At 37.5% G+C, this 25,223-nt stretch carries 22 protein-coding genes; all 22 read right to left on the reverse strand.

Annotation, left to right across the window (positions count from 1 at the left end; genetic code table 11):
- Positions 1–140 precede the first annotated feature (140 nt).
- A complete protein-coding gene (locus tag AC2CGN_RS11470) occupies positions 141–2,300 on the reverse strand; it encodes an EAL domain-containing protein (RefSeq protein ID WP_484513944.1) in 2,160 nt (719 codons plus the stop codon).
- Positions 2,301–2,587: 287 nt separating this feature from the next.
- Entirely contained in the window at positions 2,588–3,829 is a 1,242-nt protein-coding gene (gene glyA, locus AC2CGN_RS11475) for a serine hydroxymethyltransferase (protein ID WP_484513946.1), read from the reverse strand.
- A gap of 61 nt (positions 3,830–3,890) precedes the next feature.
- Positions 3,891–4,433: a TIGR01440 family protein gene (locus tag AC2CGN_RS11480; RefSeq protein ID WP_283870725.1), complete on the reverse strand. Its 543-nt coding sequence runs from the start codon at positions 4,431–4,433 to the stop codon at positions 3,891–3,893.
- Positions 4,434–4,513: 80 nt separating this feature from the next.
- A complete protein-coding gene (rpiB, locus tag AC2CGN_RS11485) occupies positions 4,514–4,951 on the reverse strand; it encodes a ribose 5-phosphate isomerase B (protein ID WP_429980262.1) in 438 nt (145 codons plus the stop codon).
- A gap of 462 nt (positions 4,952–5,413) precedes the next feature.
- Complete coding sequence (locus AC2CGN_RS11490; RefSeq protein ID WP_286924994.1) at positions 5,414–6,697, reverse strand: methyl-accepting chemotaxis protein; 1,284 nt, start codon at positions 6,695–6,697, stop codon at positions 5,414–5,416.
- 8 nt (positions 6,698–6,705) lie between these two features.
- Positions 6,706–7,146 carry a low molecular weight protein arginine phosphatase gene (locus AC2CGN_RS11495; RefSeq protein WP_484513949.1) on the reverse strand — a complete coding sequence of 147 codons (441 nt, stop codon included), beginning with the start codon at positions 7,144–7,146 and terminating at the stop codon, positions 6,706–6,708.
- Positions 7,147–7,177: 31 nt separating this feature from the next.
- Positions 7,178–7,675, reverse strand: a complete 498-nt coding sequence (locus AC2CGN_RS11500) for a manganese efflux pump MntP (protein ID WP_286924992.1) — start codon at positions 7,673–7,675, stop codon at positions 7,178–7,180.
- A 168-nt stretch (positions 7,676–7,843) separates the two neighbouring features.
- The gene (locus AC2CGN_RS11505) at positions 7,844–8,878 is read right to left on the reverse strand and encodes an L-threonylcarbamoyladenylate synthase (RefSeq protein ID WP_429980260.1); all 1,035 of its coding nucleotides are present in this window, start codon (positions 8,876–8,878) and stop codon (positions 7,844–7,846) included.
- 100 nt (positions 8,879–8,978) lie between these two features.
- A complete protein-coding gene (locus tag AC2CGN_RS11510; protein ID WP_429980258.1) occupies positions 8,979–9,560 on the reverse strand; it encodes a stage II sporulation protein R in 582 nt (193 codons plus the stop codon).
- 44 nt (positions 9,561–9,604) lie between these two features.
- Positions 9,605–10,465 (reverse strand): peptide chain release factor N(5)-glutamine methyltransferase, encoded by an 861-nt coding sequence (prmC, locus tag AC2CGN_RS11515; RefSeq protein ID WP_429984268.1) that lies wholly within the window; start codon positions 10,463–10,465, stop codon positions 9,605–9,607.
- A complete protein-coding gene (gene prfA, locus AC2CGN_RS11520; RefSeq protein ID WP_286924987.1) occupies positions 10,452–11,528 on the reverse strand; it encodes a peptide chain release factor 1 in 1,077 nt (358 codons plus the stop codon). Before prfA ends, prmC begins: the two co-directional genes overlap by 14 nt.
- Before the next feature lie 425 nt (positions 11,529–11,953).
- The gene (locus AC2CGN_RS11525; RefSeq protein ID WP_054770248.1) at positions 11,954–12,526 is read right to left on the reverse strand and encodes a thymidine kinase; all 573 of its coding nucleotides are present in this window, start codon (positions 12,524–12,526) and stop codon (positions 11,954–11,956) included.
- A 120-nt stretch (positions 12,527–12,646) separates the two neighbouring features.
- Positions 12,647–12,850, reverse strand: a complete 204-nt coding sequence (gene rpmE / locus AC2CGN_RS11530; RefSeq protein ID WP_004269457.1) for a 50S ribosomal protein L31 — start codon at positions 12,848–12,850, stop codon at positions 12,647–12,649.
- Between the two features lie 170 nt (positions 12,851–13,020).
- Positions 13,021–14,070: an NAD(P)/FAD-dependent oxidoreductase gene (locus AC2CGN_RS11535; RefSeq protein WP_484514159.1), complete on the reverse strand. Its 1,050-nt coding sequence runs from the start codon at positions 14,068–14,070 to the stop codon at positions 13,021–13,023.
- Between the two features lie 46 nt (positions 14,071–14,116).
- Complete coding sequence (locus tag AC2CGN_RS11540) at positions 14,117–15,154, reverse strand: FecCD family ABC transporter permease (protein WP_286924983.1); 1,038 nt, start codon at positions 15,152–15,154, stop codon at positions 14,117–14,119.
- On the reverse strand, positions 15,151–16,206 hold the full coding sequence (locus AC2CGN_RS11545) for a FecCD family ABC transporter permease (protein ID WP_429990992.1): 1,056 nt from the start codon (positions 16,204–16,206) through the stop codon (positions 15,151–15,153). Before AC2CGN_RS11545 ends, AC2CGN_RS11540 begins: the two co-directional genes overlap by 4 nt.
- Before the next feature lie 233 nt (positions 16,207–16,439).
- On the reverse strand, positions 16,440–17,234 hold the full coding sequence (locus AC2CGN_RS11550) for an ABC transporter ATP-binding protein (RefSeq protein WP_429980251.1): 795 nt from the start codon (positions 17,232–17,234) through the stop codon (positions 16,440–16,442).
- 63 nt (positions 17,235–17,297) lie between these two features.
- Positions 17,298–19,022, reverse strand: coding sequence for an ABC transporter ATP-binding protein (locus AC2CGN_RS11555; RefSeq protein WP_429980249.1), 1,725 nt, complete (start codon positions 19,020–19,022; stop codon positions 17,298–17,300).
- Between the two features lie 195 nt (positions 19,023–19,217).
- Positions 19,218–21,173, reverse strand: a complete 1,956-nt coding sequence (locus AC2CGN_RS11560) for an AraC family transcriptional regulator (RefSeq protein ID WP_484513956.1) — start codon at positions 21,171–21,173, stop codon at positions 19,218–19,220.
- Between the two features lie 114 nt (positions 21,174–21,287).
- The gene (gene rho / locus AC2CGN_RS11565) at positions 21,288–22,571 is read right to left on the reverse strand and encodes a transcription termination factor Rho (RefSeq protein WP_283870713.1); all 1,284 of its coding nucleotides are present in this window, start codon (positions 22,569–22,571) and stop codon (positions 21,288–21,290) included.
- Positions 22,572–22,827: 256 nt separating this feature from the next.
- Positions 22,828–23,787, reverse strand: coding sequence for a class II fructose-bisphosphatase (gene glpX, locus AC2CGN_RS11570; RefSeq protein ID WP_286924977.1), 960 nt, complete (start codon positions 23,785–23,787; stop codon positions 22,828–22,830).
- Between the two features lie 95 nt (positions 23,788–23,882).
- A complete protein-coding gene (locus AC2CGN_RS11575) occupies positions 23,883–25,169 on the reverse strand; it encodes a UDP-N-acetylglucosamine 1-carboxyvinyltransferase (RefSeq protein WP_429980245.1) in 1,287 nt (428 codons plus the stop codon).
- Between the last annotated feature and the right edge of the window lie 54 nt (positions 25,170–25,223).

A 25,223-nucleotide genomic window follows, 5' to 3' on the forward strand; every position in this document is an offset into this window, starting at 1 on the left:
ACCCCTCGTTTTGAAAAAGGGCTATACTTTTTAATTTGTCACCTTGATTTCATTGACATAATAGTATTTCAACAACATGAGGAGTCGTCTCAAAATTAAATTTGAGACAACTCTATTTCTAAAATGTTACCTAAGAGCGATTATTCGTCTAGTATTTTATCTAATTGCTCAATAGGCATAGGTTTGTAATAAAAATAGCCTTGTCCCACAGTACAACCAAGTGCACGTAATATTTCAACCTGCTCCTCGTTTTCAATACCTTCAGCCACTGAAGTCATTCCTAGATTTAATGCTAATTGTATAATAGAACGAACAATTGCAAGCGTAGCAGCATCATTAATAGCATTGATAAAACTTCGATCAATTTTTAATTCTGTAAACGGGAGCCTTTGTAAATAGCTTAGTGATGAAAATCCTGTTCCAAAATCATCTACTGATGTTTTAAACCCGTAGCTCTTCAACTCCTGAATGATGGTGAAGGCTGATTGAAAATCGACCAAGCCAATATTTTCAGTCACCTCTAATATGATATATTCTGGATCAATATCAAATTTTCGAACTAAATTCACAATATCTTGAACAAAGTGAACATAATAAAAATGATCTGGCGAAATATTTACTGCAACCCTTACTAAATTTTTACCCATTTTCTTGCGTTCGGCTAACCATGAAAGAACAATCTCTAATATTTGAACATCAATTTCTCGCACTTTCCCCGCACTTTCTGCAACAGGAATGAAAACTGCTGGTGACACAAAACCAAGCTTTGGAGAAATCCAGCGGGCAAGCGCTTCAATACTTTGGATTTCCCCGGTACGTAAATCAACCTTTGGCTGTAAGTTAACAGAAATCTCCTTGTTTTTTAATGCCTGTGACAAATGATTTAACACCGTCATTTGCTGTTCAAGGACATCATTTCTTTCCTGCGTGAAAATTTCCATATGGGTACCTGGTTTATTAGCTGCAAAGGATAAGGCATTGTCTGCAAAGCGAATTGCATCAGCAATTTTTATATCATCATTATAAAAAGCAATGCCTGTTTTCAATGTAATAAAAATGTGCTTTCCACCAATGATAAAAGGCTGACGAATAATTTCTTTAATACGTTTCTCGTAATTTTGAAAAGTAGCTTGGGATGTCACACTTGAAAGAATCAAACTAGAGCTTGTGAATCTAGCAATATATTCATTATACTCATCTTTTTCTTCATTTAGTCGTTTAGCAATTTGTCTTAATAGCTCGTCTCCTGCTTCTCGACCATATAGCTCAACTATTTGATGAAATTCACTAGGTTTTAAGATTTTAATAAAACCACATTGGCCACTCTCTTTATCTTTCTCTACCTTATTCAAGAAGCTGTGTCGATTAGGTAGCCCAGTAGTAATATCCATATAGGCCAAATCCCATATCATTTTTTGTGTTTTTGCATAAGAATATGCTAGCGCCACCAATGAACCAATTTTACTAAACATGTTTTCAAAAAACTCTTTGTCATTAGGATAAGGCTTTAAAAATATTGCAAACAACCCTATTGATTGCTGTTGCTGATTTCGTATCGGTACAAACCATCCAGCTGTCTTTTTAGAGGCATTGGCAAAGTTTTTATGTTCTGACGGAATATCAATATCATCCAAATTTGTAATAAAAATAGATTTTCCCTCTTGTATAACTTGGTCATAAAAATTTTTGCTTTCACAGCGTTCAGACATTCCTTTTACTTTATTCTTCCCTGTAAAAACTTGAAATTGATTTGACTCTGCTTTAATTAGTACCATACTTACAATGTTCGGCATAAAAAATTCATCTAAGCCACTACAAATAATGCTCATCTTTTTATCAAATGGATTATCCTTTTCGATTGCTTCATACATAGCTTTTTCAAGGCGCATTAAAAAATCTTCAGTGTGGTAATACGTGACATCCTTTACAAGTAATAGCACATATAATGTTTCGTTTTTACTATTTTGAAATGGCAGCGCTTGTATTTCAGCCCAAAAAGGAGGTTTGTCCAAGCATTTATGATGTAATTTTGCTTGTACCATGACCCCACTATGTATTTTCTGCTTAATCATTTCAATAGTTGCCTTCTGCTCCTCATTTAATAGCAATGAAAAATAATCACTTTCTACAATTTGTGTATGTGTAGTATTTGTTAGCGCACAAAAAGAATCATTACATTCCAATATTTTATGATTATTTTTTACGTCAAAAATAACGTAGCTTTCTTTTGAATTATCCCCTAATTTACGAATTGTGTTTAATAACATTTCATTCTGTATGTCCATCGATTTAGTAACCATCCAACCCCTCCCGTCTCGATCACTTCTTCTTTCTTACATTGTACATAAAAATTCAATAAATTGTCACTTTTATAAAAAAATCTTCTTTATTAGGACAGTATCTGTCCTCGATCCACTATACTATATCTTTTTCTAATCAGTTTATGTAAATTAATTCAAAAATAAGAGGATTTTATTTTTTTGTTAGAAAAAAAGATGCTTCTTACAGTTTTAGCCTTATTTTACAAAACAAAAGAGGCTATGTTTAAAGTGACCTATTGCACTTTAAACACAACCCCGATTAATAATTATGCGTATAAAGAATGTTTGTCTGTTAGAGCTTTGACGCGAGCTTTTGCCTCAGCTTTCACAGCTTCATTCTCTGGATTTTTTAGAACCGCTGCAATAATTGCGCCAACTTCTTTCATATCTTCCTCTTTGAAACCACGCGATGTAACTGCAGGTGTACCAATACGGATACCAGAAGTAACAAATGGAGATTCTGTATCATAAGGGATTGTATTTTTATTTGTTGTAATCCCTACTTCGTCTAGTGCATGCTCTGCTACTTTACCTGTTAAGCCAAGAGACTTCACATTAAGAAGCAATAGATGGTTATCTGTACCACCAGATACAATTTCAACGCCCTCAGCCACTAATACTTCACCTAATACTTTGGCATTCGCTTTAATTTGTTTTGCGTATTCTTTAAACTCTGGCTGTAATGCTTCGCCGAATGCTACTGCTTTTGCAGCGATAACGTGCATTAAAGGACCGCCTTGAATACCTGGAAATACAGATTTGTTTAGCTTTTGCTCCCACTCTTTCGAAGCAAGGATTAATCCACCACGCGGACCACGTAATGTTTTATGTGTTGTAGATGTCACAAAATCAGCATATGGCACTGGTGATTGATGTTCTCCAGCAGCTACTAGGCCAGCGATATGTGCCATATCAACCATAAAGTATGCTCCTACCTCATCTGCGATTTCACGGAACTTAGAAAAATCGATTTCACGTGGGTAAGCGGATGCACCTGCAACAATCAATTTTGGTTTATGCTCTAACGCTTTTTGACGTACATCTTCATAATCAATTACTTGAGTATCTTTTGTTACACCATATTCTACGAAATTATAGAGAATACCTGAGAAGTTTACTGGAGATCCATGTGTTAAGTGACCGCCATGAGAAAGGTTCATACCAAGAACTGTATCACCTGGCTCTAAAATTGTATGGTAAACTGCCATGTTAGCTTGTGCACCAGAATGCGGTTGCACGTTTGCATATTCCGCACCAAAGATTTCTTTTACACGGTCACGTGCAATATCCTCTACCACGTCTACATGTTCACAGCCACCATAATAACGTTTACCTGGATAACCCTCAGCATATTTATTTGTTAAAACAGAGCCCTGTGCTTCCATTACAGCTTCAGAAACAAAGTTCTCTGATGCGATTAACTCAATATTTGCTTGTTGACGTTTTTTTTCTGCAAGGATCCCCTCTAAAACTGCTTTGTCTTGTACTGCTAATTTTTCGTATGCCATGTTTGAAAAGCCTCCTAGTATGATTATTATTTATATTTACCCCTTTAAAAGAAAGGTAATATTATTTATATACTGCACGTTCTCCACCAATTAGCTTTGGACGTGTTGTAGCAATAGTTACAACTGCTTCTCCCACCATCCGAACCGATGTACGAACTGGGACAGCTACTGCCTTTAAATGCATGCCAATTAATGTTTGGCCTATATCAATTCCTGCGCTAGCCTTCACTGTTTCAACAACAACTGGATTGTCAAATTGTGTATAGGCATACGCAGACATTGAGCCTCCTGCTGTTCGAACAGGAACTACAGATACGGGTTCATAGCCAAAACGGTCTGCAATTGTTGCCTCCATTGTAATAGCGCGATTTATATGTTCACAGCCTTGGAATGCAAGATACAGCTGATGTTTCTTTGCAAATGCTTGAAGAGGCTCGAATATCGCCTCAGCAATTTCAAGCGCACCCGCTGTGCCAATTTTCTGACCAATCACCTCAGATGTCGAGCAGCCTACGACAAAAATAGTATTTGGTCGTAAGGTTACCTGCTCTTCAAATTCACTGAGCAACTGAGTCAAATGTGTCCGTATTTGTTGTGTAACCACTATGCCTCAGCTCCTTTATATATCTAATTAGAAACCACACACGAAAAAGAAATAATCCTGTGTGTAATAATTAGCTTTCATTATTGTTCAAGTTCAGTAATTTTTTCAATGCGACGAACATGACGTCCACCCTCAAATTCTGTTCCAAGCCATGTTTGGACAATTTCACGAGCAAGACCAGGTCCGATTACGCGTTCTCCCATAGACAAAACATTTGAGTCATTATGACAACGAGTTGCCTTTGCGCTAAATACATCATGCACTAAAGCACAACGAATTCCCTTCACTTTATTTGCAGCAATGGACATACCAATACCTGTGCCACAAATTAAAATACCTTTATCAAATTCCCCGCTAGCAACACCTTCAGAAACTGGTTTTGCATAATCAGGATAGTCTACTGAATCCGCAGATTGTGGACCAAAATCTTCGTAGCTAATATTTAGCTCATCTAACAGGTGCATAATCTCACGACGTAAGTTATTGCCTCCGTGATCAGAAGAAATTGCTATTCTCACTGGGTTCCCTCATTTCGAATTTATAGTCAACACTAGTGTACCACTTCTATCTCAAGAATAACATGATTTTTCTTGCATTTTTATGCTGATTTCTCCTGAAAGACGAACATTTCTTGTAAACTTCTATAAGATCATTCACTTTTAAAGTTAATTTTTAAAAGATAAATAGAATTTTATTCTTCTAAATTCGGATAACAGTCATTTGTTGTAATATTCTATCTTCTATAGTTTTTTCACCTTTTTAATTACAGTGGACATACTTTATCAGTACATCAAATGTGAACACTGTATTGAGAATCCTCTCGGTTTAATGTTCTCTTCGCCACTTTTAGTAATTTATCCATTGCTTTCGAGGTTCTATCCGTCATTTTAAAGAATCTATCCTTTACTTTTGCTGTTCTATCCATCAATAAAAAACTGTAGCAAACTCGATTCATCCGAGTTGAACTACAGTCAAAAATCTTATGCTTGTCTATCAAATTGTTGAATCATTTTATGCAGCTCTTCCGATTGCTTCTTTAATCCCTGTGCTAATTGCTCCACCTGTTCCATAGCATAAGCTTGTTCTTCTGCCGCTCCGCGTACTTCTTCGGCACCCGCTGATGTTTCTTGTGCAATAGCAGCAACTTCTTGAGATTGGCGAGCAGTTGTTTCAATATTGTGCATTTGTTGTTCTATTAATGAAGATATTTCTACAATCGCTGTCGCCATTTCGTGTACGCTCGAAGACATTCCCTCTACAGCCGTAGTTGTTTCTGACACACGGGCAGCTTCCTTCGTTGCAAAAGCTACTTGTTGATTCATTTGTCTAACAACAATCTCCACGTTTTGTTGCATGGATTGTATTAAGCTTGTAATGCCTTGTACCGCTTTGGCGCTTTCATCAGCCAAACCACGAACCTCTTCAGCAACAACAGCAAAGCCCTTACCATGCTCACCGGCACGAGCCGCCTCAATGGAAGCATTTAAAGCTAGTAAATTTGTCTGTGCTGCAATATCTCCTACTAAACTAATGATACGCTCCACTTGTCCAGCATTATCCTCTAATGCACGAATGCTCTCCAATGCTTCATTGTTACCAGTAGCGATTTGTTGAATACTATTAACTAATGTTTCAATAGCCATTGTCGTGTTCGTGAGATTATGTAAAATCTCTTTCGTTTGGGTTGCCGATGCTTCGGCTCTACTATTTACTTCTGTGGCAAGTGCCCGTACATCTTCAATAGCTTCAGCTGTATCTTGTACTGCTATAGCAGAGGCCTCTGCTCCAGTAGAAATATGCTTTACTGTAGAAGCAATACCTTCTGCTTTTTTCGTAGCAATAGCTGCCTCATCCGATAATTGAATAATCGATTGATTTGTTTGCTGGAAATTATGGTCTATACTTTCAACCATTTGTCGTAAGTTTAATACCATTTGCTGGAATGCCTCTGCAACAGAACGAATCTCATCATTTGTTTTCGGCAACTCTACATCTTGTCCTATCTTTCCTTCTGCGACACGTGATGCTGATAATTCTAGCTGCTGTAGTGGTTTGATTAAGACTCCGCAGAATCCCCAAGCTAAAATGCCTGACCACACTATACCTAATAGATAAGTAACTATTTCAAACAGTTTACGATTAATCTCTGGAAAGAAGGTAGGTTGTAAAAATTCGATAAATATAAAGCTAATGCTGTAGGTGATTAGTGCAAGAATACCGACAAATAATGCTAGTTTAAGTCGTAAGCCAAACTGTTTTTTCATAGCGACCCTCAATTCTTTTCAAGTTTTTTTACTAATCGTTCTACCAATTCTTTTAATTCTGCAAATGTTGCTTCATATATTTCTTTATTCCCACCATAAGGATCTACAACATTTTCCACACTACCTTCAATTATATATTCTTTAAGAGTAAAAACCTTGTGTTCTGTATTTGGATATTGAGCAATGATTGTATCTTTATGAGCTGTTGTCATTGTTAAAATTAAATCTGCCCATTCTATTTCAGAAATAGATAGTTGTGTAGCTGAATGTTGATGTCTCATATTCGCTTCATTTACTACTTGTTGCGCATGTGCGGACATTTCAGCATAGGGAATTGCAAAAATACCCGCTGATTGAACTTCAACATTAGCCAGCTGTTGATGTTTTAAAATAGCCTCTGCCATTGGACTGCGACAAGTATTCCCAGTACAAACAAATAGTATTTTCACACTTATCACCTTCCATTCTCTTCTCTTTCTTCTATTGTTGAATAGCTAAAATACTCATTATAATAAAAATAATACCTGCAATCATTTGAATTTTACTACCTAATAACAACTGACTTTTATTAGCAATGACCAAAGACCCATAAGAGCAAATTAGGGCACTTGCACCTGCACTGACAATAAATATTGTTTCTTCTAAGTTTAGCATACCAAAAGAGACACTTACTGAAAAGGTATCTAGGCTTGCAGTCACAGCTAAAAGTACCGGTGAAATTGTTACTTTTTCATTCTTTTGTGAGAACAGGAGCAAATGCATTCCAATCCCGAATAATAAAATACTTGAAACCCATTGTCCCCATTCTAACAGGAAATGAGTTAAATAGCTTCCTAATTCAAAGCCTAGTAACGGGAAAAGCATATGCAAAGCAGCCGTCCACACTGATAAAAAGAACTTATATCGGACATTCGGAATTAAGACATATAGACCTATTACATCAATAGACGTTAAGATACCTGCAAGTATGACCTGCAAGAAAGCACTCCTTCTTCACTAATATTTTATCATTTTATGCTCGAAAATACATTATTATCATCGTTATTCAATAGACATTTCCTTGTCTAAAGATATGTTTTTTACTATTCTTCTTCATAAAAAATAAGCATGCCAGTAATAATAACTAGTATGCTTATTCATTCATTTTTACGGTGTATACCATTTCCCACCAGCAGCCTTTTCTAATCGATTCATAATGGCGGCACCCATTCCTTCAGATGATGTAGTAGTTGCTAATATAATGGTAGCCGCTGTTTTATCGCATGCTCTTAATGCATGGTATAATGTAGCACCCATCTCTTCTTTCCGATGTGCAACTCCAATTGAGAAATAAAAATCTGCCTTTATGTCCCTAAAATTATCAGGAGCAAGTAGTGCTACCTTTTGCTGTTGTGCTTGTAATTGTTGTACAGCCTTCTTAACTTTTTCTACATCACAGTCTATTAATAACACAGGGGCATTCGGGGCATAATGTGTATATTTCATACCAGGCGCTTTTGGTGTTGATATTAAGTTTTGCTCATTTTTGGTTGGCTGAATAACAGGTCCAATCTCAAGCTCTAGCATTTCCTTTGTAATTCCACCTGGACGTAAAATAACCGGTGGCTCATGTGTTACATCCAATACTGTGGATTCTAGTCCAATTCCTGTAGAACCACCATCTAATATATAAGGTATGTACCCACCCAAATCATCCTGAACATGTACTGCTTCCGTAGGACTTGGCTTTCCACTACGATTAGCGCTAGGTGCAGCGAGTGGTTTTTTTAATTGTTGAAGTAACGCGAGCGCAACTGGATGATCTGGCATACGAATGCCTACTGTGTCAAGCCCAGCTGTCACACTTTTTGCCAATATATTTGGCTTTACTTGCATAACAAGTGTCAGTGGACCAGGCCAGAATAGCTCCATACATATTTTGGCTACTTCCGGAATATGTTTAATATAAAGCCCAACTTCCTCTTTCGTACCGATGTGGACGATTAATGGATTATCTGATGGGCGACCTTTTGCTTCAAATATTTTTTTAACTGCCTCGTCATTTGTTGCAACTGCACCCAAGCCATAAACCGTTTCTGTTGGAAAAGCTACCACTTCTCCTGCATTTAAGATATCCACAGCCTGTGCATAATTTAACTGATTATTCACATTACTGTCCACAACTTTGTAAACGGTTTCCATGATTAAAACCTTCCTTCAATTATCATTTTCACTGAATTATCCACATATTGTTAATAACTTTATAAAAATTGTGTATAAGTTATCTGAATTTGTGCACAATTCATTCAAAAAAACCCTTTATCCATTCCCAAATAAAAAATGTAACCTCTTCCTTTTCTTCTTCTGGCTCTTCGTTCTTGTCTGGTTCACAAATTGATGGAAATATGCTACACCACCAGTTATCACCACGCGCATTACCAATCTTTACAACAATTGAATGATACATGCTTTGTGGATAAAGAACAGCATTCTGTCTCTTAGGTGGAAATAAATGATCCCCAAGCTGAACCTGTGTATCAAGCTGTGGATAATTTTCGTTTATTTGTGTTTCAATTTCCCGCTTTAATAACTGTATTTGCTCATTATCCACAATTGTAGCAGCAGATACTTGCATAAAATATGGCTTTAAATCTTTAACAAGAAGCTCCTTTTCAAGCTGGTCCTGTGCTGTATTACTATTTGCAATTACTCTTATACGAAAATCTTGTTCTTGTTGTTGATTCATATTTTCCTTAGCTAATCCCACTAATGAAGGAATATATAAAATACATAGTTGTAAAGCAATGGCTATTAATACTAGTCTAGCAAAAGCTAGTAAGATATTCTGTTTTGGTAATCTTATAATCTTGTATTCATTTAACATAAAAATCCCTCCTTGCTCAACATTGTTGGCAAGAAGGAGATACTTTATACATGTATTTCACAAAAAATCATTCGAGGCCTACCATTAATATCTTTTTCTATCGAAATTATAGACTGTGGAAAACTATTTTTAAAGAACTTTGCAACCTGCTCTCCCTGTGTATAACCAATCTCTAGTCCAATAAGTGCGGGTTTATTCACAATGGCTGGCAGCTGTTCAGCCAACTTTCTATATAAAATAAGTCCCTCTTCCTCCGCAAAAAGCGCACTATGTGGTTCATGTTCAAGCACAATGCTCGACATCTCCTTTGCTTCATTAAAGGCAATATAAGGAGGGTTGGATAAAATGATATCGAATCGCTCGCCTACAAGTGGTGCCGTTAAATCGCCCAGTCTGAAATCGATAGTAGCTGCTAAATTTTCTGCATTCTTTTGAGCAGTCATTAGCGCCTTCTCGGATAAATCAGTAGCTACAACTGAAAGCTCTGGACATTCTAGCTTCATAGAAATAGCAATTGCTCCACTCCCTGTTCCAATATCAGCTAGCTTTAATGTTTGCTTATTAAACAGTTTGTCTAAGCGATTAATTGTTCCAAGTACTAACTCCTCTGTTTCAGGTCTAGGAATTAACACTGACTCATCCACAATAAATGAACGACCATAAAATTCCTCACTACCCACACAATACTGTACAGGGCGACCACTCGCATGCTCCTCAATAAGCTCCTTAAATTTCATTTGTTGTTCTATCGTTAGCATATCCTGAAGATGCAGCATTACTCCTGAGTAGCTAATCCCTAATATATGCTGCATAACAATACGTGCAGCAGTTTCCTCCCGACCATTATCCACTAAAAAAGAAGAAGCCCATGCAAGGGCCTCCATCACATTTTTATAAATCATCATTTAAACGCTCTAACTTTGATGCTTGCTCCTCTAAAATAAGGGCATCAATAATTTCGTCAAGTCTACCTTCGACGATTTGATCTAGCTTTTGAATCGTTAATCCAATACGGTGGTCTGTTACACGGTTTTGTGGATAATTGTAAGTACGAATACGCTCAGAGCGATCTCCTGAACCTACAGCTGATTTACGTGTGGCATCGATTTCCTTTTGTGCTTCTTGCATATACATATCAGCAACACGAGCACGAAGAATCTTCATTGCCTTTTCACGGTTTTTGATCTGGGAGCGCTCATCCTGCATCGATACTACAACACCTGTTGGTAAATGGGTCATACGAACGGCAGACATCGTTGTATTAACAGATTGACCACCTGCACCAGAAGATGCGAATGTATCTACACGAATATCTTTTTCATGAATTTCAACATCTACTTCTTCTACCTCAGGTAAACATGCTACTGTTGCAGTTGATGTATGGATACGGCCCTGTGATTCTGTAGCAGGAACACGTTGTACACGGTGCGCGCCATTTTCAAATTTGAATTTAGAATAGGCACCTTGTCCATTAATCATAAAGATCACTTCTTTATAACCGCCCATTGGGTTTGGAGTAGCCTCCATAATATCAATTTTCCAGCCCTGTGTCTCCGCATAGCGAGAATACATACGGAATAAATCTCCCGCAAAAATATTTGCCTCATCCCCACCTGCTGCACCACGAATTTCCATAATAACGTTTTTATTATCGTTTGGGTCTTTTGGAATTAGTAAAATGCGTAAACGTTCTTCAAATTCTTCCTGCTGTGCTTTTAATAGATTAAATTCCTCTTTCACCATTTCATGCATATCAGGATCTTTTTCGCTGTCTAGCATTTCACGTGCATCAGCTAATTGCTCTTTTACATTTTTATATTCACGATAAGTATCTACAGTTTCCTGGATATCTGATTGCTCTTTGGAATATTCTCGTAATTTTTTACTATCATTCACAATATCAGGATCACTTAAAAGCTCTGTTAGCCTTTCATAACGATCCTCCACTGCCTGCAATCGATCAAACATGGATTTCACCTCTATTTAGTTTTTTAAGAAGTTTCTTCTTTTCTCAAGTCAAAAAGAAACTTAGCGTAATTACCATTCTTTATCTTGTTTAGCAAAAATAGCTCTTCAAATAACTTGTGGTTGACTTCCGCTCCGCCAGTGTGCTTTCCAGGGGGCGTCCGATGAGCCGCTTCACTCGCGCTGTGATCTGACCCCAAAAACTGTGCGACAGCAACAGATTTTTTGTCCCCCGATAGCAAAGCGTCAGGTTCAGAATACTTACACACATCTGGATGTTGTGAGCTGAATGCGATTTCCCTATTCAGCGATGTGTCAGCTCGAACAAATACGGGCACAATACGATGGGACGTAATTGATTTCCACTACTTAGTATAAGGAAATTTTCACATGTACGCTACTTTTTCTTAGCTCTACGCTTGATTGTGTTATAGTGGTGGATGCGCGTGACATTTTCTGCAAACGGGATAGTAGGAATCATTACCACCAATTTGAATTTGATCACCTGTATACACAGGCTTTCCACTTTCATCAACACGTAAATTCATCGTTGCCTTTTTATGGCAGAACCAGCAAATGGTCTTCATTTCTTCAATTTTATCTGCATATGTAAGCATGTACTGACTGCCTTCAAATAACTCATTTTGAAAATCATTTTTCAAACCAAAGCCCATAACAGGTATATCCAATTCATCCACAATATTTGCTAGCTGTAAAACATGTGCCTTTTTTAAAAATTGTACTTCATCAACAAGAACACAGTATGGTTTAACTGCATTTTTTTCCACGAGATCAAATATATTTGTATCATCATAAACAGGTATAGCTTCTTGACGTAAGCCTACTCTACTTGAAACAAAGCCTACTTCATCTCGTGTATCTAAGCCTGATGTAAATATCATGACCGGTTTTTGTTGTTCTTCATAGTTATGCGCAACTTTCAAAATTTCAATGGATTTTCCACTATTCATCGCGCCATGCTTAAAATATAGCTGTGCCATGTTGTCTTCTCCCTTTCTACTTGTCGATCTGGATTGTTGAAAAGACTTGCATCAACGTGTTCATTCATATACTGAAAAAAATACCTGCCAAGCACATGCTTGGCAGGTATTAAACTAACATTAGTTTTTAAGACCGTATTTTTTGTTGAAACGATCCACGCGACCATCAGCAGACGCGAATTTTTGACGGCCAGTATAGAATGGGTGACATTCGTTGCAGAACTCGACAACGATGTTTTCTTTTACTGAACCAGTTTTGAAAGTGTTCCCACAAGAGCAAGTTACTGTTGCTTCTTTGTAGTCTGGATGAATTCCTTGTTTCATATTCGTTTTCTCCTCTCGCCCTGAACCATCTGGAACAGAGTATTATCGAACTGTACCTTACATAGCCCGAATATGAGTGAAACCATCAGCTATATATGTACACGTTGCATACTTTTGAAGTATAGCATATTCTTTTAAATTTTTTCAAGTAAAAAATGTATCTTATCTAATTATCCTTGTACTTCCCGATAATCATTATCTACTAAACCTATTTTTTTATTACGTTCTTTAAAACGAATATTGTGAGATGAAACATACGCTACTTTTGGTGCATCTGGTTCTAAATACAATTTAGCGCTATTTAACGCTAATATACCATCCGTAAATGCACCTGCTATATATCGAACCTTACTAGGATGATCTACAAAATCGCCTGCTCCATAAATCCCTTCAATGTTCGTTTCACGTTTTTCATTGACAATTGCAACGCCATCCTCAATGTTTAATCCCCATTTTTCAAGTGCACCATAATCACATTTTAAGCCATGATTCACAATGATCGCATCTAATTCAATACGTTCAATTACGCTAGTTTCCTTATTTTCTATTGAAACAGATTGTATTAATTCACCATCCCCATGTAGCTGAACTATTTCATAGGGTGTTTTTAAACATACTGAGGATTCCCTCATTTTTAAGACACTTTTTTCATGTCCGCCAAATTCATCTCGTCGATGAACAACTGTTACACTAGCAGCAATTGGCTCTAATTCATTTGCCCAGTCCACAGCAGAATTACCGCCGCCAGAAATTAAAATATGCTTATCGCGGAATATTTCTAATTCCTGCACAGTATAATGCAAGTTCGTTACTTCATATTTATCAGCACCCTCTATTTCAAGCTTTTGCATCGAAAGGACACCATACCCAACAGCCAAAATAACTGTTTTCGAATAATGCTTTTCACCTGTGGATGACGTCAAAATAAATGTACCATCACTTTGCTTTTCTACATGCTCGACTTTCTGATTGAACAAAATTGTTGGATCAAACGTTTTTGCCTGCTCGATTAAATGCTCGATTAGCTGACCGCCTAAAATTGGTGGTACCCCACCGACGTCCCATATCATTTTCTCAGGATAGATTAACATACGACCCCCAAGCTGAGAGCTATATTCAATAATTTTCGTCTTTAAATCCCGCATTCCACTATAAAAAGCCGTATAGAGCCCCGCTGGACCACCACCAACAATCGTCACATCATACAGTTCTTCCTTCATTTTTTGATATTCCTCCATTCAATCTACTCTTATGTTTTTTTATTATTTATTGTTTTAATCGAGCTAATAAGTATAGGAAATATGGGGCTCCTAAAACAGCAACAACTATCCCAGCAGGTATTTCAGAAGGCTCTAGTAAGGAACGACCAATGGTATCTGCCATTAGTACAAGTAAACCACCAACTAATGCTGAAGCAGGAAGTAAAATTTGATGTTTTGCTCCTACTAGTTGCCGTGCTAAATGTGGAGCAATCAATCCAACAAAGCCAATTCCTCCGCTGACTGAAACACTTGCTCCTGCTAAACCGACAGATGCTGCTAATAGCCAGCGACGTTCTTTTTCAATCGAAGCACCTAAACCAACTGCCGTTAACTCACCTAAATTCAAGACATTTAATACACGTGATTTTGAATAAACAAAAGGAAGCAGTACTACAATCCATGGCAATAATGCTAAAACAAATTTCCAATTCGAGCCCCAAATACTACCTGCAAGCCAAGTTGCCACAAATTGATAATTTTCAGGTGAAAGGCGGAGCGTTAGCACAATCATTGCTGAACTAATTCCCGCTGCTACAGCAATCCCGGTAAGAAGCAAGCGCATCGGTGTGATACCCTCATGACGTTTATAGGAAAGTGCATAAATAAGAATTGCAGTCATACCTGATCCAATAAAGGCTAATACTGGGAGGAGGAAAACAGGAGCTGCTGCTGTAGCCGGAAAGAAGGAAATAAATAACATTACCATAAGACCTGCACCAGCATTAATACCAAGAATACCGGGATCTGCCAAAGCATTCCTTGAAATCCCTTGTAAAATAGCACCAGAGATTGCTAACCCCATTCCTACTAACACAGCAACAATAATACGCGGAAGCCTAAATTCAAATAAAATAAGCTGCTGCTGCGCGTCGCCCTGACCAAATAAAGTACTTAGAACCTCCATAGGTGTTAGTTTAATAACCCCTGTATTCATACTAATAATAAAAGTAATAATAATTAATATCGTTAAGATGCTTAAAATGAAAAGATTCTTTTTCCTCGTCTTTTGCTGACTAGCTGTTAAATAACTATAATGACTCATAGCTCTTTTCCTCCTTTACGTGCTAAGTATAGGAAGAATGGTACGCCTATAAAGGCAATTAATGCCCCAATCGGTGATTCATATGGAGGATTGATAATACGGGCAATAAAATCAGCCAGTACAACAAGTAGTGCACCATACACTACCGAACAGGAAATAATCCAACGATAATCATGTCCTACTATGTATCTTGTTAAATGCGGAACAATTAGTCCTACAAAGCCAACTGCACCGACAACAGAAACAGCCGCACCCGCTAAAACAAGCACGATAATCATACCCCATACCTTAATGATACCTGTTCGCTGTCCCAAGCCGATTGCAATTTCCTCTCCTAAACTTAATAACGTAATTGAACGTGACAGAATTAGTGCCCCAATCATAGCTGCAAGTATCCAAGGCCCCATGATTTGTAGATGACTCCACTTAGTCCCTGAAACCCCACCTGCATACCAAAAGGCTAAATCTTGTCCAATACGAAAATAAAGAGCAATTCCTTCACCTAATGCCCCTAAAAGTGCACTTACTGCAGCCCCTGCAAGTACTAGTCTCATCGGTGTTAAGCCACCTTTAGCTATGGAGCCGACTCCATAAACAATAGCTACCCCTAATCCTGCACCTAAAAATGACCACATAATGATATACATATATGATAGACCTGGAAAAAATGCAAAGCAGACTGCAAGCATAAATGCTGCCCCAGCGTTTAACCCTAACAAACCTGAATCCGCTAATGGGTTGCGAGTCATTCCTTGCATAATAGCACCAGATACTGCAAAGCACGCACCAACTAATGCAGCACCTAATACTCGCGGTAAGCGTATCTCATGAATAATCTGATGTTCAGTTAAATCAGATGAAAAATTAAAGACTGCCTTCCATACAGTACTTAGCGAAATATCTGCCGCCCCAAAAGAGATTGATAAGGCTAATGCAAATACTAGTCCAACAAGTCCTACAACAAGTGCCACTACAGCACGTATTGGATGAGAACGTTTTTGTAGCTCCTCTAATTTTTCGAGTCCTTCTAGTCCTTCTGCTGACGTAGCCATGTGTTTCCTCCTTATCAATTACGCCCCAGCGTAATTGCGTCCGGATTTTTTCGAGCTCGCTCGAAAAGCTCCTCTTCAAAATCCGTTGACATCCGCCGGGGGCTTTATCTTAATTCAGCGGGTGTTTGTACGCCCGCTAAATAGAAAAATTTATCTCGCCACCTATAGAGGTGGGAGTATTCTGCTGAATCAAGATAATTCCTACTATTTCTTCCTACTAGAATTATTAACCACTACTCTTCTCTTCCATATAATTGGTAAGATAAACAAATCGGATTCTCGCTAAAAGGACAAGTAGCCATTTCTGCATCGATACTAAATACCTTTTGTAGATTTTCTTTAGTCATGACCTCATCAGGGCTTCCATTTACAATTAATTGTCCATTTCTCATCGCAATCATAAAATGAGAAAAACGGGAAGCGTGGTTTAAATCGTGTAAGACCATCACAATTGTACGTCCCTCTTCTTTATTCAGCTTTTGTAATAACAGCAGAATATCAAGTTGATGGGCTAAATCTAAATAAGTAGTAGGCTCATCCAATACTAGGATATCTGTCCCTTGTGCCAATGCCATGGCAATCCAAACACGCTGACGCTGTCCTCCAGACAAGGCTTCAATAGGACGATCACTAAATTCACGTAAACCAGTAACATCTATTGCCCAATGAATATATTCATAATCCTCTTTGCGTAGAGTGCCAAAACCCGTTTGATGTGGGAAACGACCATAGGATATTAATTCAAAAACAGTTAAACCTCCTGGTGCTGTTGCTGTTTGAGGCAATATTGCCATTCTTTTCGCAACCTCCTTAGTTTTTAACTGATGGATTGCCTTCCCATCCAAATAAACTGCACCGCTTTGCGTTCTTAGCATACGTGCCACAGCCTTTAATAAAGTAGATTTCCCACATCCATTTGGACCTATAATTGTTGAAATTTGCCCTTTTGGAATTTCTACACTTAAATCATCTACAATTAAAGTAGAAGAATAACCAATAGCAATATGTTCTATTTCAAGGACTGCCATATAAAAATTTCTCTCCTTTAGGTATGAAGTTATAAATTCAAAGTCATTTCTTCAATTTGAATTCTATATTTGTAGACCGAATTGTGCGGTATACAGTCCATAGTATGCTTTTTTGCTGTTCATCAATTCATCGTGCGTGCCTTCTTCAATAATTCCCTTCTTCGACACAACAACAATACGATCAGCATCCTTAATGGTTGCTAAACGATGGGCAATTACTAGGGTTGTACGTCCTACTGAAAGCTCGTTTAATGCTTGTTGAATTGCTTGCTCTGTTTCTGTATCCAAGGCTGATGTCGCCTCATCTAAAATCAATATTTTAGGATTTTTTAAGAAGATCCTTGCAATTGATAATCTTTGTTTCTGTCCACCTGATAATTTCACACCACGCTCACCTATCAATGTATCCATTCCTTCTGGTAAAGCTTTAATAACATCTTCTAGTTGTGCTCGTCGTGCTGCATACCATATGTCTTCTTCACTTGCATTTAAATCACCATAAGCAATGTTTTCTCTTATTGTGCCATCAAATAAAAATACATCCTGTTGTACAATCCCAATATGAGAGCGTAGAGAGTGAAGCTTGAAATCTCTTATATCTATTCCATCAACTGTAATAGACCCTTCATTCACCTCATAAAAACGTGGTAGCAAACTACATATTGTTGATTTCCCAGCGCCTGATGGTCCAACAAGTGCAACCGTTTCGCCAGGACGAACCTTTAAATTAATTTGGTTTAAAGCTCTCTTGTCCTCGGTATAGCCAAAAGATACATTGTTAAATGTAATTTCCCCTTCAATGTCCTTAATTGCCTTCGCTTGTGGACGATCAGCAATTTCAGGCTCCGTTTCAAGAAAATCTACATAGCGCTTAAAGCCTGCCATGCCTTTAGGATAGCTTTCAATAAACATATTAATTTTATTAATAGGGCCTAATAGAATATTAGATAATAAGATAAATGCGATAAATTCACCGTTTGTTAAATAACCATTTAACACAAAATACGCACCTATGAATAATGTAAACAATGATAAAACCTTCGTTAAAATTCCTGAGATAGCTTCATTCCAAGCCATCACTTTATAAGAAAATAGCTTCGTCATGCGGAATCTTTCATTATTTACCTTAAAGCGATTAATTTCATGCTCTTCATTTGTAAAGGCTTGTACAACACGAATACCGCTAACATTATTTTCAACCCGTGCATTAAAGTCAGCAATATCTCCAAACATTTGACGAAATGCCTTTGACATAAGCTTTCCAAAAATAATCGTTAGGATTAAAATAATTGGCACAAGCAGGAATATAAGAATTGTAAAGGTTGGATCAATATAAAACATAACGCCAAACGTCCCAATAATTGTCATAATAGCAATGAATATATCTTCTGGTCCGTGATGGGCTAGCTCTCCGATATCCATTAAATCATTTGTTAGACGTGAAACGAGATGCCCTGTTTTGTTATTATCAAAATATCGGAATGACAGCTTCTGTACATGGGTGAAAGCTTCCTTTCGCATGTCAGTTTCAATATTAATGCCTAACATATGTCCCCAATATGAAACAATAAAGTGCAGAATAGAGTTTAAAATATAGAGCCCAAATAGCAATGAGCTTGCCATTATAATCCACTTTAATTCTCCATCTGGAAGAACATCATCAATTACCTTGTTTAGCACAATTGGAAAAGCCAATTCTATGAGCGCCACCAAAATTGCGCAGGAAAAGTCCAGTATAAATAATCCCTTGTATGGTTTGTAATAAGAAAAGAAACGCTGTAATAACATGGATGCATCCTCCTATTTTTAATGTCCGCAAGCTCTAAAGGATCATTAATTAAAGATAATTGTAACTCAAATGATAATGATTATCAATTTCATTTATTGTGAAATCTAGTAAATAAGCTACCTGATTACAACAGGTAGCTTACCTCCCTAATTTTTTGTCAGCAATGAGTATCCTTACAAGGAACACTCTAATGATTATTTAGCTAGTGTAAATTCTATAATTTTGTCAGCTAAATCTTCAGCTTGATGTAATCCAGAAAGTGGATCAGAGGCAAAATAAAATTCTGATGCTAACTGAATGGTTTTCCTTTTCTTTACAACATTTAGATTGGTCCAGGTTGATGGAAACTCTCCTTCTTTATTGAAGAAATTTATCACAAAAACATAATCCCCAACATAGTCTCCCACGGCTTCATAAGAGATTTCATAACGCCCAAGACTAGGATCTTGTGTATCGAAAAGGTTTTGCACCATTTCCTGAGGTTTTACACCAAGAATTTGATATAATGCCCTTCCACCCGACACGCTTTTATTTCCAACAATTGTGGCTTTCTTTGCGAATAAATCAAATATAGTAAATGTGGTATCTTCTGATACAACAGCATTTACTTTCTCTTGTGCCTTAGCTATCCGACTCTGGAAATCGTTGATAAAGGCATCCGCTTCCTGCTGCCTTCCTAAATATTCTCCCATTGCCTTAATTTCATCAGTGGCTGTTTTATAGGCTGTATCAGAGAATACAATAGTTGGTGCAATTTTTTCATACTTCCCTACATCTTCTGGATTCCAAGTAACAATTAAATCAGGCTTTAATTTTGCCGTTTTTTCTATCGACACATTACCATCTGTTCCAACATTTAAAATATCTTCGTTTTTGTAATATGGTTTCAAGAATGCTGCAAAGTCTAAATTTGCTGTTACAGCTCCTACTGGTACTACATCTAACGCTAGAATTTGACCAAGGTACCAGTCTGTTACAATACGTTCTGCTTTCATGGGTATGACTACCTCACGTCCACTATCATCTATGACCGTTTTTGTCATCGCTTCATTTGTTGTAAGTCTACGGGAATGGAGTTTACTTTCTCCACCATATGCCGAAAGTAAAACCAATAATTTAAGCAAAAAAGGTAGTTTTAGATGTTGGATTCTATTTGTTATCATTTCTTCATTTTTGAACCGATTTGCTTGTGCCAGCTGATTCTCATTGTATTGAAAACTGTTCTCAATTGTAATGGTGATTTCGGACATATCGGATGGATAATTCAGCCTGTAATTACTTGGAGCCATATTCGTCACCTTTTTAAAGGCTCGACTAAAATAGTATTCATCCTCAAATCCCAATGAAACAGCGATTTCTTTAATACTAAATTGATTGGCAAGAAGATATTTTTTTGCGTGTTCTATTCTCAATTGCTGTAAGTAAACTTGTGGACCAACTTCAAAACGAGCCTTAAAAATTCGTAATAAATGCCGTGTACTAATGTTGAGTAAATCCGCAAGTTTTTGAATGGATAAAGATTCATTAATGTGTTGCTCAATATATAGGCGGGCTACTTCAGCTTTATCAATTTCGTGAGGCTCTCCATATCCCCCCACAAGTTCTTGAAAAACACGATAAATAAGCTCATAAAAAGAAGCCTTTACTGATAAATGCTCTTGAATAGAACCGGACTGCCATTTGATATACATATCTTGCAGCAAAGAATGAATAGCGATAGGATTTGCTGATATACATGAAAAAGACGTTTGGAATGGTTGATATTGCATCTGTAAGTGCTGCATAAATGCATCTGTATAAACGATATCCCCTCTATAGTAGATGAGATAATAACTCAATTTATCTTGAGCTGTAATATGTAAGGATTGCGATTTTCCAATATGAAAAATAGTAAAGCGCTGTACAAAATAAGGTTGATCATCAATCATTATTTCTGCAGCACCTTCAGTAATTATTAATAATGTGCTATATTTCATTACTTTCGTCATTCGTACAGGAGTATTCTGTACATAGTCAATTTGCTTTAACTTGATATATGCATTTTGCCATAGCAGCATATAGGCCTCATAATTCATATCTCTCTCCTCAAATTCAGAATTATATGCTATCATTATATTGATAACGATTATCAATTTCAATACATATATCATACATCATGATTCCTGACTGATTGCAAAAAAAAAAATCACCATCAACTATTTTTTAGTTAATGATGATTTATATTTGAACTAATGGTATAACTAACAATCTATGAAGGTTTCCTTTTATAGCAACCCTTTACCTTTAGTAGCCTTTTTCATATCTTCGTTTAATTTTTCAAAGAATTCTTCATTTGATTTGGTTGTTCGTAATTTCTTTAAGAAACGCTCTGCAAAATCAGGTGCGTCTGAGAATGTTTTACGAATTGCCCATAGTTTTTCAAGCTGCTCAGGCTCAAGAAGAAGCTCCTCTTTTCGTGTCCCTGAACGACGTATATCTAACGCAGGGAAAATGCGTCGCTCTGCTAATTGACGATCTAAATGAAGCTCTAGATTGCCTGTCCCTTTAAATTCCTCGTAGATTACTTCATCCATTCGCGATCCAGTATCCACTAAAGCTGTTGCTAAAATCGTTAAACTGCCGCCTTCTTCAATATTACGCGCGGAACCAAAGAAGCGTTTTGGTCTATGGAAGGCAGCAGGATCAATCCCTCCTGATAACGTACGACCACTTGGCGGAATAACTAAGTTATAAGCTCGGGCTAAACGAGTAATAGAGTCCATTAAAATAATTACATCACGTTTATGTTCAACTAAACGACGTGCTCGTTCTAATACTATTTCTGCAACTTTCACATGATTTTCAGGAACCTCATCAAAAGTAGAGCTTACGACATCTGCATTCACAGAACGTTCAATATCTGTCACTTCCTCAGGACGTTCATCAATAAGTAAAACAATTAACTCAGCCTCTGGATAATTGGTTGTAATGGCATTGGCTATTTCTTTTAATAATGATGTTTTCCCTGCTTTTGGTGGTGCAACGATTAATCCACGCTGACCAAAGCCTACTGGTGCTACTAAATCCATAATACGCGTCGATAAATTACGTTGTGTTGTCTCAAGCTTAATTTGTCGATCTGGATATAATGGTGTGAGAGCAGGGAAATGCACACGTTCTTTTGCTACTTCAGGATCTTCACCATTCACCGCATCCACTTGTAATAGCCCGTAATAGCGTTCATTTTCTTTAGGTGGACGTACCTTACCCGACACCTTGTCCCCATTACGTAGGTCAAAGCGGCGAATTTGTGATGCCGAAATATAAATATCCTCTTTACTAGGAGAGTAGTTAATTGGTCGAAGGAAGCCAAAGCCTTCTTGCGAAACAATTTCAAGTACGCCTTCCATAAAGAAGTAGCCCTCTTGCTCTGAACGCGTTTTCAAAATAGCAAATATCAATTCCTTTTTCGTTAGCTTGCTATAATATGAAATTTTATATTGGCGTGCAAGGGCGTAAAGCTCTTTTAACGTCATGTTTTCTAATTGAGCGATTGTCAATGCAGACATATGCACAACTCCAGTCTTTTTCAAAATATAATACTTTAATGGGGTTATCATGGAAGTTATTTTTACGAAAGGCTTTGTTTTCAGTTATTATTTTCCATAGCAATCAGCGTTTTTTACTAAAATCAAAACTACGGATATTACTTCAATTGTAAAACAATGAAGCATAACATAGCCTTATGAAACTAAGGGATGGTTTAAAATTTAGAAGAAGGTACCTAGCGCAAAAGATGCACTAGGTATATTTTAGAAGAAATCTTTATTTATAGCTAGGTTTTTTATCAAGTGCGTGACGACCTTCTACAAAACGCACAGTTCCCGATTTAGCTCGCATAACAACTGAATGCGTTAAAGCGTAGGCACCTTTATATTGAACACCCTTTAACAGCTCACAATCTGTTACTGCTGTTGCTGCAAAAATAGCATCATCGCCTTTAACTAGGTCATCTAAGTATAGCACTTTTTCTACGTCAACACCCATTTTTTTGCAACGTTCTAACTGTTCTTCGTCCTCTGGTACTAGCTTCGCTTGGAAGTCTCCGCCTAGACATTTTAATGCTACAGCCGCAATAACACCCTCAGGGGCACCGCCTGTACCAAACATAATATCAATACCAGTTTCATCAAAAGCAGTATTAATTGCAGCGCCAACATCACCATCTTGAATAAATTTAATACGTGCACCAGCTTCTCGAATCTCATCTACTATTGCTTGGTGGCGTGGTCGATCTAAAAGTGTAGCTACCACGTCTGAAATATCTTTATTTTTAGCTTTAGCTACTTGTAATAAATTATAAGTAACAGAAGCGTTAATATCGACTTTACCCGCTGCTTCTGGTCCTACAGCAATTTTCTCCATATACATATCTGGTGCATTTAACAAATTACCTTTATCAGCAATCGCCAGTACTGTCATAGCACCATTTGTACCTTTTGCCACAATATTTGTACCTTCTAATGGGTCGACCGCAATATCTACTTGAGGACCTCCATTACGTAAGCCAAGTTCCTCACCAATATAAAGCATTGGTGCTTCGTCCATTTCGCCTTCACCTATTACTACTGTAGCATGCATTGGAATTGTATCGAACATGGAGCGCATCGCAGTTGTTGCTGCATCATCTGCCTCAATTTTCAAACCGCGACCCATCCATTTACCAGATGCTATTGCTGCTGCCTCTGTTACTCGTACTACTTCCATCGATAAACTACGTTCCATGATTGTTTTGCCTCCCGTTATCGGCATCGATCTTTCGCCGAAACATTCAAATTATCTCTATTGTAACATATTTGGTTCGAAACTTTTAGCTCTCATTATTCCTTTGTTTCTGCTACGCGTGCTACATTTGTTTCACGTCGAATATCAGCGCCTAAATCACGTAATTTTTCAATAAGTGAGCTATAACCACGTTCAATATGATAGATCTCTTGAATTTCCGTTTCACCTTCAGCTAAAAGACCCGCTAATACGAGCGCAGCACCTGCTCGAAGATCTGTGGCAGTTACAGTTGAGCCATGTAATTTACTAGGACCTGTAATAATAGCTGTATTTCCCTCTACACGGGCATTGGCATTCATACGTCGAAGTTCATCGATATGCTTAAATCTAGCTGTATAGATTGTATCTGTCACCTTTGAAGAGCCGAACGCCTGAGACATTAAAACAGCAAGTGGCTGCTGAATATCTGTTGGGAATCCAGGATACACTAATGTTTTTACATCAACAGCTTGTAACGTATTGAGGTCAGTTTTAGGGACATAAATACTTTCCTCTCCGATATCAATCTTGACACCCATTTCACGTAGCTTGGCAATGATTGCCTCTAAATGCAATGGAATCACATTATCAATAGTAATGCCCTCACCAACTGCTGCGGCCATAATCATAAAAGTAGCTGCTTCAATTCGATCTGGAATAATTGTATGTTCTGTACCATGAAGCTCCTCAACACCATCAATCCGAATAACACTTGTACCTGCGCCTTTAATATTAGCACCCATATTCGTTAGCAGTGTCGCCACATCAATAATTTCAGGTTCTTTTGCTGCATTTTCAATAACTGTACGCCCTTTTGCAAGGACAGCGGCCAGCATAATATTTATCGTAGCACCAACACTTGCAACATCTAGATAAATTTTTGCGCCAATTAATTCTTCTGCACGTAAATAAATAGCTCCATGTTCATTTGTAATCCTTGCTCCTAATGCCTCAAAACCTTTTATATGTTGGTCTATAGGGCGTGGTCCTAAGAAGCAACCACCAGGTAAACCAATAACAGCTTTTTTAAAGCGTCCAAGCATCGCTCCCATTAAATAATAAGAAGCACGAAGCTTTTTCACATTGCCATTTGGTAATGGAAGGGCGATCATATCAGTTGGATCAATGGTCATTTTACCATCCTCAAATGTAACTTCCCCACCAATTTCCTCTAATAAAGCCTTTAATGTCCATGCATCTGAAATTTCTGGTATCCCTCCAATTGTCACTGGAGAGTTCGCCAAAATTGATGCTGGAATTAAGGCGACTGCACTATTTTTTGCACCACTAACTTTAATTGTACCTTTTAGACGATTTTCGCCTGTAATTTTATAAACATCCATTTTGCGTTCTCCCTCATGATTGGAAAGTAATTTTTGCGGTTTGCTCACTCTATA

The sequence above is a fragment of the Lysinibacillus sp. DFXJR4 genome (genome assembly GCF_057196045.1).